We start from the raw sequence: 16,520 nt of genomic DNA on the forward strand, positions 1-16,520 counted from the left end.
AGAGCACCGACATGAATGAGAGCACCGACAAGTCAGCCAGGTAGAACCGGAATCGCTTTCTGTCCGGTCAGCACAGTCACTTCACGCCAACGACGATCGCCTGCAGGGTCGTTGTTGTTCAGTTGGAACACCGCACGCGCGTCGGCGACGTACTCGGTGGTCGGCGACGCATCCACGGAGGTGACGGGAGCGGTCAGGTTTCCACTCGGCAGCGCGTCCATTCGGGAACCGTCGATCGCAACCTGGACGACCGGTATGTCAGCGCCACTGCGTGCGATGACGATGGTGTCGCTGTTGCTCCAGTCGAGTGAGAGCGCGGTGCTTCCCAAGCCAGAGGCCACCGCGCGTGGACTCGTCAGGGCGTAGACCCCGCTGGCGGTGCGCACGACCACAGCCAGGTAAACCTTGCCGTCGATGATCATCGCGGCTCGCACGCCGTCGCGCGAGAGACGCAGTTCGGAGATCGTGGAACCGACCGACGAGAGGGCCCCGACGTCGACATTGGTGACCGACACTCGACCTGTCCCGGGTTCGCGGACGACCCGAACGACGGTATTGCCGTTCACCGCCGCCCAGACCGCGTTGTTGTCCAGCTCCCACGAAGGTCGGGTGATGGCGCTGCCTTCGAGTACCGGAACGGAACCATCGCCGTATGTCCCGAGTGACAAGTCGAACCTGGTGCCTGGATCCGGCCGAGCGGTGTCCGCGACGGCTGCCACCAACTTGCCGTCCCGTGAGAGAGCAGCCGCCGTGAGGTTGCCCGCGTTGCCTGCGAAACCGGGCACCGGAGTCGCCTCCTGCTCGGTGACGCTCACCAGTGAACCGTTGCGCAAGGCATGCAGTCCGACGGTCGCACTGGTGGTGGCCAGCGGGTTGGTGGATGCGACGTCGGCAGTGGTCCAGCCGTCCGCATGAGCGGCGTCGAGTGGTTCGCCGTCGATCTCCAGAACGTACGGCCCCGCGACATCGGCATTGGCGAGCGTCCAAATGACCTGCGCTGCAAACAATCCGCGAGTCGCAGCATCCATCGGGTTGTCCAGGCGGAAGTTGATGCGCACGCCACCGAGACCGACTCCGACCTGCCCAGGCTTGCCGTCGGCCTTGGTGATCGGACCTATCACCGACACACCGTTGCCGAGCTCGTTTCGTACGGCCGGTGCCAGCGCCGCCTTCGGTCCGTCGATCATCAGACCGATCAACTGAGCCGCTACCTGGTCCTGACCGCCGGAGATCCAGCGAAGGTCGGGGACGACTGTCTGACTCGTCGGGTCGAGGAAGAACAACGACTTCCGCTGATAGGCGCCGAGGAACTGTGGTCGTTCCATGATCACACCGGGAGGCAGATCACTGATCCGCCATTCGCCGTCGGTCAACGTCAGCGTCATCCTCGCTTCGAAGCTGCCCTCTTCGGGAACATACAGCCCGCCCGGGTCGAGGCGACCGACCTTGTTCACACGAATCGTGTAGACGGCTTCGGTGCTGGTTCGAGAAACCGAGAGCACGTCGACCTTGTCGACGATGACAGCGCTGGACGCGTCGTCCCAGCGCGCCGACGCGTCTTTGGTGAGGTACTGACGTGCTGCGGCATGCCGGTTGGACGGGTCGGTACTCGCCTTGACGAAGTCGCGTACCAGTAGGTCCGGCTCTCGCCCCGATGCCGGTGATTCGACGGACGTCCCGGGCACGGCAGTTGCCAGAGTTCCGATTGCCTGCGGCGACGAGGACTCCGGCAAACTGGCGCACGCACCGGTCAGCAACAGCACGCTGAGCGTGGTTGCAAGAAGTCCCAGACGACGGCGGGCTGCGATCATGATCGATCACCACCGTTGGACTCGTTCCGTGAGTCCGGTTCGCGCGGAGTCGGCAGTGACGACGTGACCTCGCCGACGGTATCGGCGACGATGTCGGCTTCGCTCGGCGTGCGCACGAATTTGGTGGTCGTCGGCTTGAGCGGCAGCGGACTCGACACGACTTTCTTGCCGCGGGTACGCGAGAGCGTCAGCCGGAAGCAGGCGCCAACTCCCGGTTCGCCCCAGGCCTCGAGCTTGCCGTCGTGCAGATTCGCGTCTTCGACGCTGATCGCGAGGCCGAGTCCCGTGCCACCACTGCGGCGGACGCGGGACGGGTCCGAGCGCCAGAACCGGTTGAAGACCAACTTCTCCTCGCCCGGCCGCAACCCCACGCCGCTGTCGCGGACGATGAAGGCGAGGGCATTCTCGTCGGCGCGAAGGCGAAGCAGAATCGGCTTCCCCTCACCGTGGTCGATGGCGTTGGCCAGGAGATTTCGGAGGATGCGTTCGACGCGGCGCGGATCCACATCTGCCATGACCGGCTCGTCTGGCATGTCCACGATCAGTTCGGTGCCGGATTCGCGGGCGAGATGGCGAACGGTGGAGACCGCCGCTCGCGCACACATCCGCACGTCGAGTTGTTCGGACGCCAGCTCCGCGACACCGGCATCGTGGCGGGAGATCTCGAGGAGATCCGCCAGGAGCCCTTCGAACCTGTCCAGTTCGGCGACAAGCAGTTCCGACGACCGGCGCAGCATCGGGTCGAGGTTCTCGCTGCCGTCGTAAATCAAGTCGGCAGCCATTCGGACCGTGGTCAGCGGTGTGCGGAGTTCATGGCTGACATCGGATGTGAAGCGTTTCTGGAGACTGCCGAACTCCTCGAGTTGGGTGATCTGTTTGGACAGACTCTCGGCCATCTCGTTGAAGGACATGGCCAGGCGCGCCATGTCGTCCTCGCCGCGGACCGGCATGCGTTCCTTGAGTCGGCCGTCTGCGAAGCGCACCGCGATTCGTGAGGCCGAGCGGATGGGAAGCACGACCTGCCTGGCAACCAACAGCGAAATCGCCGCGAGGAGCACCAGCAACACGGCTCCACCGATCAGCAGGGTGCTTCGAACAAGTGACAGGCTTCGGTCTTCACTGGCGAGCGGGAAGATCAGGTACAGCTCGAGTCCCGAGATCGACGACGCGGTGGGGCTGCCGATGATCAGCGCGGGACCGGAGTAACCGTTCGGGTTGGACACCGTCGCGAATTGGTAGCTGATCTGGCCTCGCTTGACGAACTCGCGGAGGTTGTCCGGGATCTGCTCCACCGGTCCCGAACTGGTGGGCTGGCGCGGCCCGTCCCCTGGGACGATCAGTACCGGGTCGAAGGTGCCGGCAGACCCGGAGGCTTGGCCCGAGGTCTGGTTTCTACGACTCGTCAGTCCGGACGCAGCGCTTTCCAATTGGACGTTGAGCGCCGTCGAATCGTCGACGCCCGCGAGTTGGTCTTCGACGATGCCGCGGGCACGGTCCATTTCCTCGGTCGCTGCGGTGATCTTCGTTTCCAACAGCCGATCGGTGATCTGGCTGGTAAGCACGACACCGAGAATGACGATGACGATCAGAGACAACGTCAAAGTCGAGACGACCACTCGCAACTGGAGCGAGCGTCGCCACGTGTGCGCGAGGGTGTTGCTCATCGAGTGACACCACCGCAGAAATGGCGTCAGCCGTCGGTTGAGACGACGACGCCACCTGGAAACTCCGCTCACGGCGGTCCGGCCTTGTAGCCGACCCCCCTGACCGTCAGAACCACTTCGGGATTCTCGGGATCAGTTTCGACCTTGGCGCGCAAACGCTGAACGTGCACGTTCACCAGACGGGTGTCGGCGGCGTGGCGGTATCCCCACACCTGCTCGAGAAGGACTTCACGGGTGAACACCTGGCGCGGCTTGCGCGCCAATGCGACCAGCAGGTCGAATTCGAGTGGTGTGAGCGAGATCTGCTCGCTGCCGCGGCTGACCTTGTGAGCCGGAACGTCGATCACGATGTCGGCGATGCTCAGCAGCTCCGCGGGCTCCTCTTCGGTGCGGCGCAGACGAGCGCGCACCCGCGCCACCAATTCCTTCGGCTTGAACGGCTTCATGATGTAGTCGTCCGCACCGGATTCGAGGCCGAGCACGACGTCGACGGTGTCGGTCTTGGCCGTCAACATCACGATGGGCACACCGGAATCCGCACGCAGAACCCGGCATACGTCGATCCCGTTCATTCCGGGAAGCATGAGATCGAGCAGGACGAGATCGGGGCGAGTCTCACGCACTGCCGCCAGCGCCAGGGTTCCGTCGCCTACCACGTAGGGATCGAAACCCTCACCACGCAGCACGATCGTGAGCATCTCGGCGAGTGCCGTGTCGTCGTCGACAACCAGAATCCTTGGTTTCATATCCCTATCGTTGCATCTCGGAGCGATGAATCAGACCGTTACGAGGCCGTGCGGCGTGCCGCGTCTTTCCCTCTACTGTGCCGGAAAGTTCGAATCCCGGCTGCAAGGGTGACCGATCACGCGAAATCCGCGAGCCTGCGCGCCAGGTCGGCCGGGTCCGTCTCCGGCCCCACGATCCACCAGGGTGAGACCCAGTCCGTCGCTGCCAACTGGGTGTACAGCTCACCGGTTCGGGCCTGCAGGCCGCCGTCACGCTCGTACGCGTCGAGCTGACGCGACGCGTCCTCGGCCTCGCGGGAGCGGGCGCGCTGCTCGGCGAGCGCTACCGGTACGTCGAGGTACAACTGCAGATCAGGAGAAGGGAGAGCGAGTCGGCCCAGCTCCAATTCACGGACCCAGGCGACCATCTCGCCGTCCACACCCTGATGCACCCGCGCCGCGTTGTAGGCAGCGTTGGACGCCACGTAGCGATCGAGGAGAACAATGTCGTTGGTGGACAACAGTTCCGAGATCTGACCTGCAGCACCGGCGCGGTCCAAGGCGAACAGTACTGCCATCGCGTTCACGGACTCGGCCAGGTCTCCGTGTGAACCTTTGAGCGCCTCAGCAGCAAGATCCGCGTGGATCGACTTTCCGTACCGCGGAAAATCCAGAGTCGCGATCGACGTGCCGCCGCGGCGGAGTTCGCCCTCCACTTTGCCGATCAACGTCCGCTTTCCAGCTCCGTCGAGGCCTTCCAATGCCACCAGTGTTCCCACGGCGGACAAGCCTATCCCCCGGCCTGCTTGCACAGACCGGGGGACGGCGGGCACTACATTCTCAGCGATGAATCACCGGGTCAGTAGCGGTAGTGCTCCGGCTTGTACGGGCCTTCGACGTCGACGCCGATGTACTCTGCCTGATCCTTGGTGAGCTTGGTCAGCGTGCCACCGAGTGCCTCGACGTGGATCTTGGCGACCTTCTCGTCGAGGTGCTTGGGGAGGCGGTAGACCTCGTTGTCGTACTCGTCCGGCTTCGTCCACAGTTCGATCTGCGCGATGACCTGGTTGGAGAAGCTGTTGCTCATCACGAACGACGGGTGGCCCGTCGCGTTGCCGAGGTTGAGCAGGCGGCCTTCGGACAGCACGATGATCGAGTGTCCGTCGGCGAACGTGAACTCGTCGACCTGCGGCTTGATGTTGATCCGCGTGACGTCGCCGGACTTCTCGAGGCCGGCCATGTCGATCTCGTTGTCGAAGTGACCGATGTTGCCCAGGATGGCCTGGTGCTTCATGGCCTTCATGTGCTCGAACGTGATGATGTCCTTGTTACCGGTGGACGTGATCACGATGTCGGCCCAGCCGATGGCCTGCTCGACCGTCTTGACCTCGAAGCCGTCCATGAGCGCCTGAAGGGCGTTGATGGGGTCGACCTCGGTGACCGCGACGCGAGCGCCCTGGCCACGAAGTGCCTCGGCACAACCCTTGCCGACGTCGCCGTAACCGCAGACCAGCGCAGCCTTGCCGCCGATCAGAACGTCGGTGCCGCGGTTGATGCCGTCGAGCAGGGAGTGGCGCGTGCCGTACTTGTTGTCGAACTTGCTCTTGGTGACCGAGTCGTTGACGTTGATCGCGGGGAACGTGAGTTCACCGGCAGCGGCAACCTGGTACAGACGCAGAACGCCCGTGGTGGTCTCCTCGGTGACGCCCTGGACGGACTCGGCGATCGCGGTCCACTTGCCCTTGTCGGACTCGAGGGACTGACGCAGAAGTGCAAGGAAGACCTTGTACTCGTCGGAATCCTGGTCGTCGTCCGTCGGCGGCACGACGCCGGCCTTCTCGAACTGTGCGCCCTTGAGCACCAGCATGGTGGCGTCGCCACCGTCGTCGAGAATCATGTTGGCAGGCTCACCCGGCCAGGTCAGCATCTGCTCCGCTGCCCACCAGTACTCCTCGAGGGTTTCACCCTTCCAGGCGAAAACTGGAACGCCCTTGGGCTCTTCCGGGGTGCCGTGCGGACCGACGACGATAGCGGCGGCAGCGTGGTCCTGCGTGGAGAAGATGTTGCACGAAGCCCAGCGCACCTCGGCACCGAGCGCGGTCAGCGTCTCGATCAGAACCGCGGTCTGAATGGTCATGTGCAGCGAGCCGGAAACGCGAGCGCCCTTGAGCGGCAACACCTCTGCGTATTCGCGACGAAGCGCCATGAGGCCGGGCATCTCGTGCTCTGCCAGACGGATTTCCTTGCGACCGAACTCCGCGAGCGAAAGATCTGCAACTTTGAAGTCGATGCCGTTACGGCTCTCGGCCACGGGCGTTGTTGAAACTGAGGTCGTCATCTGCCTCTCCTGGTTGACATGCATACTCTGCACAAGCCTATCGGTGTACCAGGCTATCGGTTAGACGCCCTCTCCCGCCCGCCCCTCTACTGCGCGGCCCTCTCCCGCCCGGCCCGCGCGCGCCACGTCGATGAACGGTCCGAGCAAAGTACCCAGATCCTCCGCGACCGAAGCTCCGGACTCCGGCGGCATCGAAATGTAGCTCAGCCCGAGGCGCGCAATCGCCCTCGCCAGAATCCCGGCATCAGCGGGTGACGCTTGAATCCACCCTCGCTGGAAACTCTCCGCAAGCCGCGACGACGCCCGCTCGATGATGACCGCACTGTCGGTCGTGATCAGGCGAAGCAGGTCCGGTTTGGCCTCACCGGTGAGCAACGAGATCACCAGCGGGTCGGTGGCACTGGAGGCGAAAAACGAGCCGAAGCCCGCCATCAATGCCTCGACTGCACGCCCCTCGTGCGCCACCATCGCCTCGTCCACCGCGTCGACGAAGCCGTCGGCGAGCCTGAGCGCGTACGCCTCGGCGAGCCCTTGCCTCGAACCGAACTCGTTGTAGAGCGTCTGACGGCTCACACCTGCATGCTTGGCTAGAACAGTCAGGGTCACCTCGGACCAGTCGCGTTCGGTCAACAATTCACGCATCGAATCGAGCACCGAGGTACGCAGCAGCAGTCGCGACGCTTCTTTCTGCGGCAGGCGAGTGGGCGTCGAAGTCATGGTGACGACATTACCGCCGCACCTAGGTCCGTTCGACGCCGACGCATCTCACTGCCGCTCGACCTCCACCATGAAGAAGTCGCACTTCGCCGCCCCACAGTCGGGGCAACTCCAGTCTTCGGGAATGTCGTCCCAGCGAGTCCCCGGTTCGATACCGTCCTCCGGCCAGCCGACCGCCTCGTCGTACTCGAATCCGCATTGCGCGCACTGATACAGCTTGTAGTCGTTCATGATTCACTCCCCGCCGTTGCCGGCATAGGCTCGAAGTCCAGCTTTTCCCTCACGCCGCAGTCCGGACAGCACCAGTCGTCCGGAACGGCATCCCACGGCGTTCCCGCCGGAAACCCTTCTCGTGGTGCACCCTTGGACTCGTCGTAGACGTATTCGCACACCGGGCATCGGTAGCTGCTCATCACGCTGCCCCGTATCGGGCAAGGATGCGATCGCGCTTGGACGGCTGAACGTTGACTCGGGTGATGTCACCGTCGTAATGGGCAAGCACTTTGGGGTCCATGACTTTTCGCCACAACGGCGGAACGTAGGCGAGCATGATCATGCTCGCGTACCCACTGGGCAGGTTCGGCGCACCGTCCATGCTTCGTAGCGTCTGATATCGACGCGTCGGGTTCGCGTGATGGTCACTGTGACGTTGGAGGTGATACAGGAAAATGTTGGTGCAGATGTGATCGCTGTTCCAACTGTGCTCCGGTGCAGCGCGCTCGTACCGCCCACTGTCCAAGCGACGACGCTTCAGTCCGTAGTGCTCGAGGTAGTTGACCGTTTCGAGCAGGCAGAACCCGAACACGGCCTGCAGCACCAGGAACGGCAGCACCGAGAGCCCGAAGGCGGCGACGAGGACACCGAAGAGTACAACGGACATCATCCACGAATGCAGGACGTCGTTGCGAATTGTCCACGGCTTCTTACCCAGTCGATCCAGTCTGGCTTTTTCCAGTGACCACGACGAGCGCAGAGATCCCCACACACTGCGCGGGAGGAAGGTCCAGAAACTCTCACCGAAGCGAGACGACGCCGGGTCCTCGGGCGTGGCGACACGCACGTGGTGTCCGCGATTGTGCTCGATGTAAAAATGGCCGTAAAACGACTGCGCCAGAGTGATCTTCGACAACCAGCGCTCGAGATCGTCCTTCTTGTGACCGAGCTCGTGTGCGGTGTTGATCCCGATTCCCGCGACACAACCGATACTGATCGCCAGACCGATCTTCGAGATCAGCCCCAGTCCCCCGTCGATTCCGAGCCAGGCCAGATCCGTCGCCGACCAGAGATAGCAGGCCAGGACGAGGCTGGCCAACTGGAACGGTATGTAGATGTACGTGCAATACCGGTAGTACCTGTCGTTCTCGAGACGCTCCATCACCTCGTCCGGCGGATTCTCGCCGTCGGGGCCGAAGAAGATGTCGAGGATCGGGAGCAGGATGTAGACGAGCAGTGGCCCGATCCACCACCACACCGGGGCGACCGCATTCCAGCCGAGGCTGTTGAACAACGCGACCAATCCGACGGCGATGAAAACTGCCGTCGGCGGCACCAGGCCGAGCAGCCAGAGATACCTCTTCTTGTCCCGCCACTGCTCCGGCGGGAGCGTTTGCCCGGAGTGCGAGTTCACGTGCGTCGACACGGTCTACCTCCTCGATTCGGACCGACTCGACAACTGTGAGTCAGTTCACTATGAGGTAGACAGTACTACTTGATTTGTACAAATGGTAGACAAATAGCAAACTTTGTACAATTACTCTATTTCGCCGCGTTCACGCTTTCCGATCAACGAATGCTGTCTGCTGTAGGCGAAGTAGATGACCACACCGAGGGTCATCCAGACCACGAACCTGATCCAGGTCTCCACCGACAGGTTGAACATCAACCAAAGACACGCGAGTACGGCCAGGATCGGGACCAGCGGGACCAGCGGCACCCTGAAACCGCGGGGTAGATCCGGCCGCGTCCGACGAAGCACGAGAACCCCCAACGACACGAGAACAAACGCGAACAACGTGCCGATGTTGACCATTTCCTCGAGGGTTCCGATCGGAAACACTCCGGCGAGCACCGCGACCACAACACCGACCAACACGGTGATCCGCACCGGCGTTCCGTGCTTGCCTGTCGGCGCCAGGCGTCGCGGCATCAGACCGTCGCGTGCCATCGCGAAGAGCACCCTGGTCTGACCGAGCATCAGCACCATCACCACTGTCGTCAGGCCGGCCAACGCACCGAACGAGATGACGTTTTTCGCCCACGTGATGTCGTGGAAGGCGAACGCCGTTGCCAGGTTGGAGGTATCGCCCTCGAGTTCGGTGTATTTCACCATCCCCGTCAGCACGAGTGTCACCGCCACGTACAGAACCGTGACGATCAGGAGGGAGCCCAGGATGCCGCGTGGCAACGCCTTCTGCGGTTCCTTCGCCTCCTCCGCCGTCGTGGCGACGACGTCGAAGCCGATGAACGCGAAGAACACCAGACTGGCCGCCGCGAGCAATCCGTACCACCCGAACGTGCTGCCACCGGCCCCCGTCACGTACGAGAACAAGGACTGGTGGATGCCCTCCCCCGTCGATCCCGGCTGAGACGGCGGAATGTACGGCGAGTAGTTGTCGGTGTCGATGTAGAAGAGACCGACGATGATCACCAGCAACACCACCGCGACCTTGATCGCCGTGATCACCAGCGAAACCCTCGACGAGAGTTTGGTTCCGGTCGCGAGCAGCACCGTGATGACCACGATCACCAGGACCGCTCCCCAGTCGAAGGAGATCGGCCCCAACTCGACGATCGGACTCCGCGAGCCCATCACTTCGCCGAGGTACAGCGACCAGCCTTTTGCGACCACCGAAGACGCCAAGGCGAATTCGAGGATGAGATCCCAGCCGATGATCCAGGCGACGAATTCGCCGAACGTCGCGTACGAGAATGTATAGGCGCTCCCGGCGACCGGCACCGTCGATGCGAACTCGGCATAACACAGCGCTGCAAGTCCGCAGGCGATGGCGGCAATGACAAACGCAAGGGAGACCGACGGCCCGGCGACATTTCCCGCCGTCCGAGCCGTGAGTGTGAAGATGCCCGCGCCGATGACCACCGCGACGCCGAACACGGTGAGATCCCACGAGTTCAGTTCTTTCCGGAGTTTGGTTTCCGGTTCGTCCGTGTCCTTGATGGACTGCTCGATCGATTTCGTTCGAAACAGCTTCGACCGTCCAGATCCGGCCTGCTCGTCCTTGACAGCCATTGCCGCCTCCTTGCTGGGGACCAGCAGGTCCCACTATGGGCAAGTAGAGAGATGGCATCAGCCTAAGCCCGCAGGCGCGGCTTTGTTCAGGGTTTGTCGGGAGCCTGTAGATCTGTCCCAGGTCGATCTGTCCTGAGACGATCCAGGTCCGGCTCGAGGTAGATCACCCGCGCCGCAGGTACGGCAGCGCGCACGCGAGACTCTGCCTCGTCGATCGCCGTGGCCACATCCGAGATCGTCGATCCGACCGGCACCGCAACCTTGGCAGCAACAAGAATCTCCTCGGGACCGAGGTACTGCGTCTTGCAATGAATGACGCGTTCGATACGAGTTCCGTCGACCAGGGCGTTCAGGATCAGTTCGGTCTCCACCGCCGTTGCGCCCTCACCGATCAGGAGCGACTGCATTTCGATGATCAGAATGATCGCGATGATGCCGAGCAGGACACCGATGCACAGAGTTCCGATGCCGTCGAAGACCGGATTTCCGGTCACCATCGTGAGGCCGACGCCGCCGAGTGCAAGGACCAGACCGATCAATGCGCCGGTGTCCTCGAGCAGCACAACCGGAAGTTCCGGGCTACGAGAGGTTCGGATGAAGTTCCACCACGACGCGTTTCCCTTGAGCGGTCGTGATTCCTTCGCTGCGGTCCGGAAGCTGTAGCCCTCCAGACAAATCGCGATGACAAGAATCGCAATTGCCACGAAGGCCGAATTGAGTTCTTCCGGATGCTGAATCTTGTGAATACCTTCGTAGATCGCGAACAGCGAGCCGAGGGTGAAGAGCACCAGTGCCACGACAAACGAATAGAAGTATCGGTTACGCCCGTAGCCGAACGGGTGCAGTTGATCTGCCTCACGTTCTGCCTTCTTCTGTCCCAGGAGCAGCAAACCTTGATTGGACGTGTCGGCCACCGAGTGCACCGATTCGGCGAGCATCGACGACGATCCGGTGATCAAGAATCCGGCGAACTTCGCTACGGCAATTCCGGCGTTGGCTGCGAGAGCCGCCAGAATTGCCTTCTTGCCACCATGAGCCGACACACGCTCTCCTAGTTCCCGACTACTGCACTGAAAACCTGCGCAGTCGGAGTCCGTGCGCTCAGGTGTATCGCGGGCTCGTCGGCCGCGATCCACGCCGCTCGGCCTCGATCGAGGTCGAGAGTGTCGGCGCCGCACGTCGCAGTGACCGCGCCGTCGGTGCAGATCAGAATCCGCGGGCCGGAAGAATCGACCACGAGGTCGGTGGAATTCGAGTCGAACTCCAGACGCGTCAGACGAAATTCGGGCGCCGGCGTGACGTACTCGTATCTACCCGAACCTGACTGACCTGATCCTGATGACGGGGCCGGATCGAGCACTTCGATATCCGCCCCGACGAAGTCCAGAACCCTCAGCAGTTCGGGCACGTCGACGTGTTTGGGCGTCAGTCCCCCGCGTAGCACGTTGTCGGAGTTGGCCATGATCTCCACCGCGAGTCCATGGAGATACGCATGGAGATTGCCGGCAGCGAGGAACAGTCCCTGTCCAGGCTCGAGTGTGACGCGGTTGAGCAGCAGGGCCGCCAGTACGCCGGCGTCGCCGGGGTATGCCTCGCTCAATTCCAACGCGGTGCGGATCTCGGTCACGAATTCGGCGTCGTGATGCGCGACGTAGGTGATGCACCCGGCAAGTACGGCAGGGAGTAACGTCCCGAGCACCGTGGACGGCAGCGTGATCCATGTGGTGAACAACGCCCGGAGCCCGTCGGAATCGGGTTGGCCTTCGAGCAGACCGATGTACGGCTCCAACTCGTCGACGGCCAGAGCGCGCAGTAGTTTGACGGTGCGCGTCGGCTCACGGAATCCGGCAAGAGCTTCGAATCTGCTCAGCGCGACAACGAGTTCGGGCTTGTGACTGCCATCCTTGTAGTTGCGAATCGGCGATTCCATGGGAACGCCGAGAGCGTTCTCACGACGAAAGCCCTCGTCGGCTTGAACCGCACTGGGATGAGCCTGAAGCGACAGCGGTTCTTCCGCCGCAAGCAACTTGAGCAGGAACGGGAGTCGCTCACCGAAAGCCTCGAGGTTCTCACGCCCGAGTTCACGCTCGGGTTCGCGGTGCAGGACCTCGAGCAACGACTCGCTTCCGGATTCGGTGATCACGCGCGCCGGGTCACCCGGATGCGCGCCCAACCACAACTCCGCTTCGGGATGATTCGACGGGGTCGCGAGGCCGCGCAGTTCGGCAATTGCCGTTCGCGAACCCCACGCGTAAGAACGAAGTGCACCTTCGAGTTCACGCACTTACTTCGCACCACCCGTCAACTGCACGTACGCCGCAGCCATGTCTACTCGAGACGCCAACACGAACACCTGCTCCATCTCCGATATCACCACGTTGGTCTGGTCTTCGTCTGCCGCCACCACCAGATCCGCGTCGGCCAGTGCGTCCATCCGCCGTTTCGCCTCCCCGCGCGTGGATTCGGTCGCGAAAACGAACGCCCGCGCCGGCGCGGTCGGCAGTGCGCCGTCCAGTTGCGGATCGTGAAAGAACGGGTCGTGGAAAACCGAATCACGCGAAGCTGCGTCGGGCGCGAACAACGCTCGTGCCGAACGGATCACCTCCGACATCTCGGCGGCAGCGGCGTTCAGGCCCGAGCTCATCAGCGAAACACTCGAAAACTCTGCGAGTGCTGTTGTCACGGAACCACTTCCACACAGAACGACGCGTCGACCGCTCATTCTGGTGGCCAACGACTTGGCCGGGTTGTGGAATACCTCGTTGGCCGGCCCGTCCCGCAACGCTTCCGTGTCAACCGCGTCGGCGATTCGACCGAGCACCGCCGAACGGTCCTCGATCGATCCCTTGCCCTCGATTTCGGCGGCAACCGCGAGGAAAACGGCGAGGAACCGCGTCATCGTGTGCCTCGGCGAGGCGTAGAGCCGCGGCGGCAACGGCATGGTGCGCCCGGCCGCCACAGCTCGCATGGGCCCCTCGTCCGGAACGGCGACAACAACTTCGGCGCCACGGCGAACGGCACTGTCGACCGATTCGACCAGGCGTGGATCACCGGCATCGTCACCGGCGACGACGATCACGTCCAACGGTCCGGCCCACGACGGCGTCCGGTCGAGCACGATGAGCGGACACCCGATCGAATCTCCGACGAGGGCGAGCGCGATCCTGGCTCCGTGTCGAGCGCCACCGGCGCCGGCGATCAGCACGACGCTGCGCGGACGCAGACCGGCGAGCCGAGAGATCACACCCTCCCCGACGGCCGACGCGGTGGCTCGAATCTGTGCGCCCCCCATGGCTACAGACCGCAGCAGCCCCTCCGAATCGGCAGCCGACAAACCCTCGCTGTCGTCGAGGTCGAGAAGCGGCATCGGCGCTGTCATCTCACCGCACCCCCTTCTCCGTTAGCAGTTCCCGCACCATCCAGCATTCCAGCTCTACGCGGTTCGTGGTGGCAAAGCCTTCGTTCCCGACGCCGTCGTTCCCGAAACAGTCCCTCAACTATCCCAGGGCTTCGGCTCACCGACAAACCGATCAGACTCGGATTCAAGCCCGGACGATCGCCAGAACTTCGTTCACCAATGCGTCGACATCGGCGGACGTGGGTGCTTCGACGTTGAGTCGCAGCAAGGGTTCGGTGTTGGACGCGCGCAGGTTGAACCAGGCATTTCCCTCGAGGCTGACCGTGACTCCGTCGAGGCGATCCACCGACTCGGTGCGGTCCGCGAATGCTGCCAGGACGGCGGCCGTGCGATCGGCTGCGTCCGCCACCGTGGAGTTGATCTCGCCCGAGGCCGCGTAGCGCGTGTACTCCGCCATCAACTCCGACAGCGGGCGGTCCTGCTCGCCCAGCGCAGCGAGTACGTGCAACGCCGCGAGCATGCCGGAGTCGGCGCCCCAGAAGTCGCGGAAATAGTAGTGAGCGGAGTGCTCGCCGCCGAAGACGGCACCGGTCTCGGCCATCTCCTGCTTGATGAACGAGTGGCCGACTCGGGTACGAATTGCGACGCCGCCGAGTTCTTCGACCAGTTCGGGCACTGCCCGTGACGTGATCAGGTTGTGGATGATCGACGCGCCCGGTTCCTTCGCGAGTTCGCGCTTGGCGACGAGTGCCGTCACCGCGGACGGCGAGACCGGGTCACCCTTCTCGTCGACGACGAAGCAACGGTCTGCGTCACCGTCGAACGCCAAGCCGATGTCTGCTCCGGTTTCACGCACGTAGGCCTGCAGGTCGACGAGGTTGGCCGGATCGAGCGGATTGGCTTCGTGGTTGGGGAACGTGCCGTCGAGCTCGAAATACAGCGGGAGAACCTCGAGAGGCATCGGCCCGAATACGGCCGGAGAGGTGTGTCCACCCATGCCGTTGCCCGCGTCGACTGCGACCTTCAGCGGACGCAACGCAGCCAGTTCGACCAATCCGCGTAGGTAGCTCGCGTATTCCTCGAGGACGTCCTTGGTGGTGGCGGTGCCTGCCGGCCCGTCGTACGCGGGCACACCCGAGACGACCTCGGCGGAGATGGTCGCGAGACCGGTGTCCTGACCGACCGGCTTGGCGCCCGCCCGGCACATCTTGATGCCGTTGTACTTGGCCGGATTGTGACTCGCTGTGAACATCGCGCCCGGGCAGTTCAGCAAACCGGATGCAAAGTAGAGCTCGTCCGTCGACGCCAATCCGATGTAGACGACGTCGAGCCCTTGAGCGAGCACGCCGTCACCGAAAGCCGAAGACAGTGTGGGCGACGATGCACGCATGTCGTAGCCGATCACAACCGTCGTGGCGGCGCCGGCCTCGTCGCGGACCAGACGGGCGAACGATGCACCGACGTCGCGGACAAAATCTTCGTCGATCTGCTCACCGACCACGCCGCGCACGTCGTACGCCTTGATGATTGCAGCAACCGACTCGGCTGTTCGCCCCACTGAAAACTCTCCTTGTGCATGCACCCTCACAGACGGGAACGTCCGGGCGCATGGCGTCCGGAGATTCGCAGTACTCGGGTGTGGAAGTACTCGGTCGAGCCTAGCGTCTGCGGCGACGAATCTCGCGTCAGTTGGACGGGTCGGGCAGAACGCGGAGGTGGCCACGACGCCCTGTACGGGCAGTACTCGGAGCTGCGGGACGTATGTCCTCATCTGCGTCGACGTTGGACTTGCTGCGATCTCCGAGACCAGCTTCACGTACAGCTTCGGCCAAAGCGGTCAGATCGTCTTCGTCGGGAGTGCTCGACGCGAATCCGCCTTCGTGGCGGACGAGTTCCCAGCCCTTCGGGGCAGTGATTCGCGAACCGTGCGTGTCACACAAATCCCACGAATGAGGCTCGGCGACGGTTGCCAGCGGCCCGACAACCGCAGTGGAGTCCGAGTAGACATACGTAAGCGTCGCGACGGCGGGGTTCTTGCACCCGGGGCGGCAGCAGCGACGCAGAGATCTCACAGGTACGGAGCCTAGCCCTCCCCACGTCCGGAACCTACTCGGACACACCGAGCAGTTTCTTCTGTCGTAATCTGGGCGCCATGCCACAAGCCCGCCGCCGACGCTCGGTCACCACTCGTTCCATCGAGCGACACGGCCGTGGCCTGCGCGGACCGCTACTTCCCCCGGAGGTGCCCGCACGGCGTACCCGGGCCGAGAAGTTCGATCTCCTGGTGCTCGACGCCTTCTCGCCCGTCGACCTCGCGTGGCACGACCGGCTGACGAAACTCGACATCGCAGTCGACGAAGTTCCGAAGATTCACGCCCACGATCCGGAGTCCGTGACGTGGCCACCGGAGGTCATCGCAGACGGCCCGGTTCCACTGTCACGACTGATTCCGGCCGGAATCGACCGTCACGGAAATACCACTCGCGCAAGAATTGTGCTGTTTCGCCGCCCGCTGGAGCAGCGTGCGAAGGATCCGGAAGAACTCACGGATCTGGTGCACGACGTGTTGGTCCATCAAGTCGGCACATATCTGGGCGTCGACCCACAGGTCATCGACCCCACACTGCCCGACGAGGACTGAAACTTCCTGAACAGGACTG

The 16,520-nt window shown here is 63.2% G+C and carries 16 protein-coding genes; 1 reads left to right on the forward strand and 15 read right to left on the reverse strand.

What is annotated here, in order from left to right; all coding sequences use genetic code 11:
• Positions 1-32: 32 nt before the first annotated feature.
• The 15 genes from lpqB to ACFWAD_RS14775 all read right to left on the reverse strand — a co-directional run bounded on the left by lpqB (position 33) and on the right by ACFWAD_RS14775 (position 15,932).
• Entirely contained in the window at positions 33-1,811 is a 1,779-nt protein-coding gene (gene lpqB, locus ACFWAD_RS14705; RefSeq protein ID WP_378534061.1) for an MtrAB system accessory lipoprotein LpqB, read from the reverse strand.
• Positions 1,808-3,547, reverse strand: a complete 1,740-nt coding sequence (gene mtrB, locus ACFWAD_RS14710; RefSeq protein WP_269590691.1) for an MtrAB system histidine kinase MtrB — start codon at positions 3,545-3,547, stop codon at positions 1,808-1,810. Before mtrB ends, lpqB begins: the two co-directional genes overlap by 4 nt.
• Complete coding sequence (mtrA, locus tag ACFWAD_RS14715) at positions 3,544-4,221, reverse strand: MtrAB system response regulator MtrA (protein ID WP_003941013.1); 678 nt, start codon at positions 4,219-4,221, stop codon at positions 3,544-3,546. Before mtrA ends, mtrB begins: the two co-directional genes overlap by 4 nt.
• A 116-nt stretch (positions 4,222-4,337) precedes the next feature.
• Complete coding sequence (locus ACFWAD_RS14720; RefSeq protein ID WP_378534063.1) at positions 4,338-4,979, reverse strand: dTMP kinase; 642 nt, start codon at positions 4,977-4,979, stop codon at positions 4,338-4,340.
• Positions 4,980-5,059: 80 nt separating this feature from the next.
• A complete protein-coding gene (gene ahcY / locus ACFWAD_RS14725) occupies positions 5,060-6,538 on the reverse strand; it encodes an adenosylhomocysteinase (RefSeq protein WP_003940766.1) in 1,479 nt (492 codons plus the stop codon).
• Between the two features lie 60 nt (positions 6,539-6,598).
• Positions 6,599-7,255 carry a TetR family transcriptional regulator gene (locus tag ACFWAD_RS14730; RefSeq protein WP_378544902.1) on the reverse strand — a complete coding sequence of 219 codons (657 nt, stop codon included), beginning with the start codon at positions 7,253-7,255 and terminating at the stop codon, positions 6,599-6,601.
• 48 nt (positions 7,256-7,303) lie between these two features.
• The gene (locus ACFWAD_RS14735) at positions 7,304-7,486 is read right to left on the reverse strand and encodes a rubredoxin (RefSeq protein ID WP_378544905.1); all 183 of its coding nucleotides are present in this window, start codon (positions 7,484-7,486) and stop codon (positions 7,304-7,306) included.
• Positions 7,483-7,668 carry a rubredoxin gene (locus tag ACFWAD_RS14740; RefSeq protein WP_003940827.1) on the reverse strand — a complete coding sequence of 62 codons (186 nt, stop codon included), beginning with the start codon at positions 7,666-7,668 and terminating at the stop codon, positions 7,483-7,485. Before ACFWAD_RS14740 ends, ACFWAD_RS14735 begins: the two co-directional genes overlap by 4 nt.
• Positions 7,668-8,894, reverse strand: a complete 1,227-nt coding sequence (locus tag ACFWAD_RS14745; RefSeq protein WP_378544908.1) for an alkane 1-monooxygenase — start codon at positions 8,892-8,894, stop codon at positions 7,668-7,670. The genes ACFWAD_RS14740 and ACFWAD_RS14745 overlap by 1 nt, the downstream gene beginning before the upstream one ends.
• A 111-nt stretch (positions 8,895-9,005) precedes the next feature.
• Positions 9,006-10,502 carry an amino acid permease gene (locus tag ACFWAD_RS14750; protein ID WP_378544911.1) on the reverse strand — a complete coding sequence of 499 codons (1,497 nt, stop codon included), beginning with the start codon at positions 10,500-10,502 and terminating at the stop codon, positions 9,006-9,008.
• Between the two features lie 86 nt (positions 10,503-10,588).
• Positions 10,589-11,545, reverse strand: a complete 957-nt coding sequence (locus ACFWAD_RS14755; RefSeq protein WP_378544914.1) for a cation diffusion facilitator family transporter — start codon at positions 11,543-11,545, stop codon at positions 10,589-10,591.
• Between the two features lie 8 nt (positions 11,546-11,553).
• Positions 11,554-12,786, reverse strand: a complete 1,233-nt coding sequence (gene manA / locus ACFWAD_RS14760) for a mannose-6-phosphate isomerase, class I (protein ID WP_378534071.1) — start codon at positions 12,784-12,786, stop codon at positions 11,554-11,556.
• A complete protein-coding gene (locus ACFWAD_RS14765) occupies positions 12,787-13,881 on the reverse strand; it encodes a tobH protein (RefSeq protein ID WP_378447623.1) in 1,095 nt (364 codons plus the stop codon). It abuts the gene before it with no gap.
• Between the two features lie 163 nt (positions 13,882-14,044).
• A complete protein-coding gene (locus tag ACFWAD_RS14770) occupies positions 14,045-15,418 on the reverse strand; it encodes a phosphomannomutase/phosphoglucomutase (protein WP_378544917.1) in 1,374 nt (457 codons plus the stop codon).
• A 127-nt stretch (positions 15,419-15,545) separates the two neighbouring features.
• Complete coding sequence (locus tag ACFWAD_RS14775; protein ID WP_007731177.1) at positions 15,546-15,932, reverse strand: DUF3499 domain-containing protein; 387 nt, start codon at positions 15,930-15,932, stop codon at positions 15,546-15,548.
• 80 nt (positions 15,933-16,012) lie between these two features.
• Here ACFWAD_RS14775 and ACFWAD_RS14780 point away from each other — a divergent pair, with 80 nt between their 5' ends.
• A complete protein-coding gene (locus ACFWAD_RS14780; RefSeq protein ID WP_003940797.1) occupies positions 16,013-16,501 on the forward strand; it encodes a metallopeptidase family protein in 489 nt (162 codons plus the stop codon).
• Positions 16,502-16,520 lie beyond the last annotated feature (19 nt).

Source organism: Rhodococcus sp. NPDC059969 (genome assembly GCF_042738325.1).
Taxonomy (GTDB): Bacteria; Actinomycetota; Actinomycetes; order Mycobacteriales; family Mycobacteriaceae; genus Rhodococcus_F.

Coding starts and splice junctions, on each gene's coding strand:
- lpqB (WP_378534061.1), bottom strand. CDS start 1,811: ATGATCGCAGCCCGCCGTCGTCTGGGACTTCTTGCAACCACGCTCAGC.
- mtrA (WP_003941013.1), bottom strand. CDS start 4,221: ATGAAACCAAGGATTCTGGTTGTCGACGACGACACGGCACTCGCCGAG.
- ahcY (WP_003940766.1), bottom strand. CDS start 6,538: ATGACGACCTCAGTTTCAACAACGCCCGTGGCCGAGAGCCGTAACGGC.
- ACFWAD_RS14730 (WP_378544902.1), bottom strand. CDS start 7,255: ATGACTTCGACGCCCACTCGCCTGCCGCAGAAAGAAGCGTCGCGACTG.
- ACFWAD_RS14735 (WP_378544905.1), bottom strand. CDS start 7,486: ATGAACGACTACAAGCTGTATCAGTGCGCGCAATGCGGATTCGAGTAC.
- ACFWAD_RS14740 (WP_003940827.1), bottom strand. CDS start 7,668: ATGAGCAGCTACCGATGCCCGGTGTGCGAATACGTCTACGACGAGTCC.
- ACFWAD_RS14750 (WP_378544911.1), bottom strand. CDS start 10,502: ATGGCTGTCAAGGACGAGCAGGCCGGATCTGGACGGTCGAAGCTGTTT.
- ACFWAD_RS14765 (WP_378447623.1), bottom strand. CDS start 13,881: ATGACAGCGCCGATGCCGCTTCTCGACCTCGACGACAGCGAGGGTTTG.
- ACFWAD_RS14780 (WP_003940797.1), top strand. CDS start 16,013: ATGCCACAAGCCCGCCGCCGACGCTCGGTCACCACTCGTTCCATCGAG.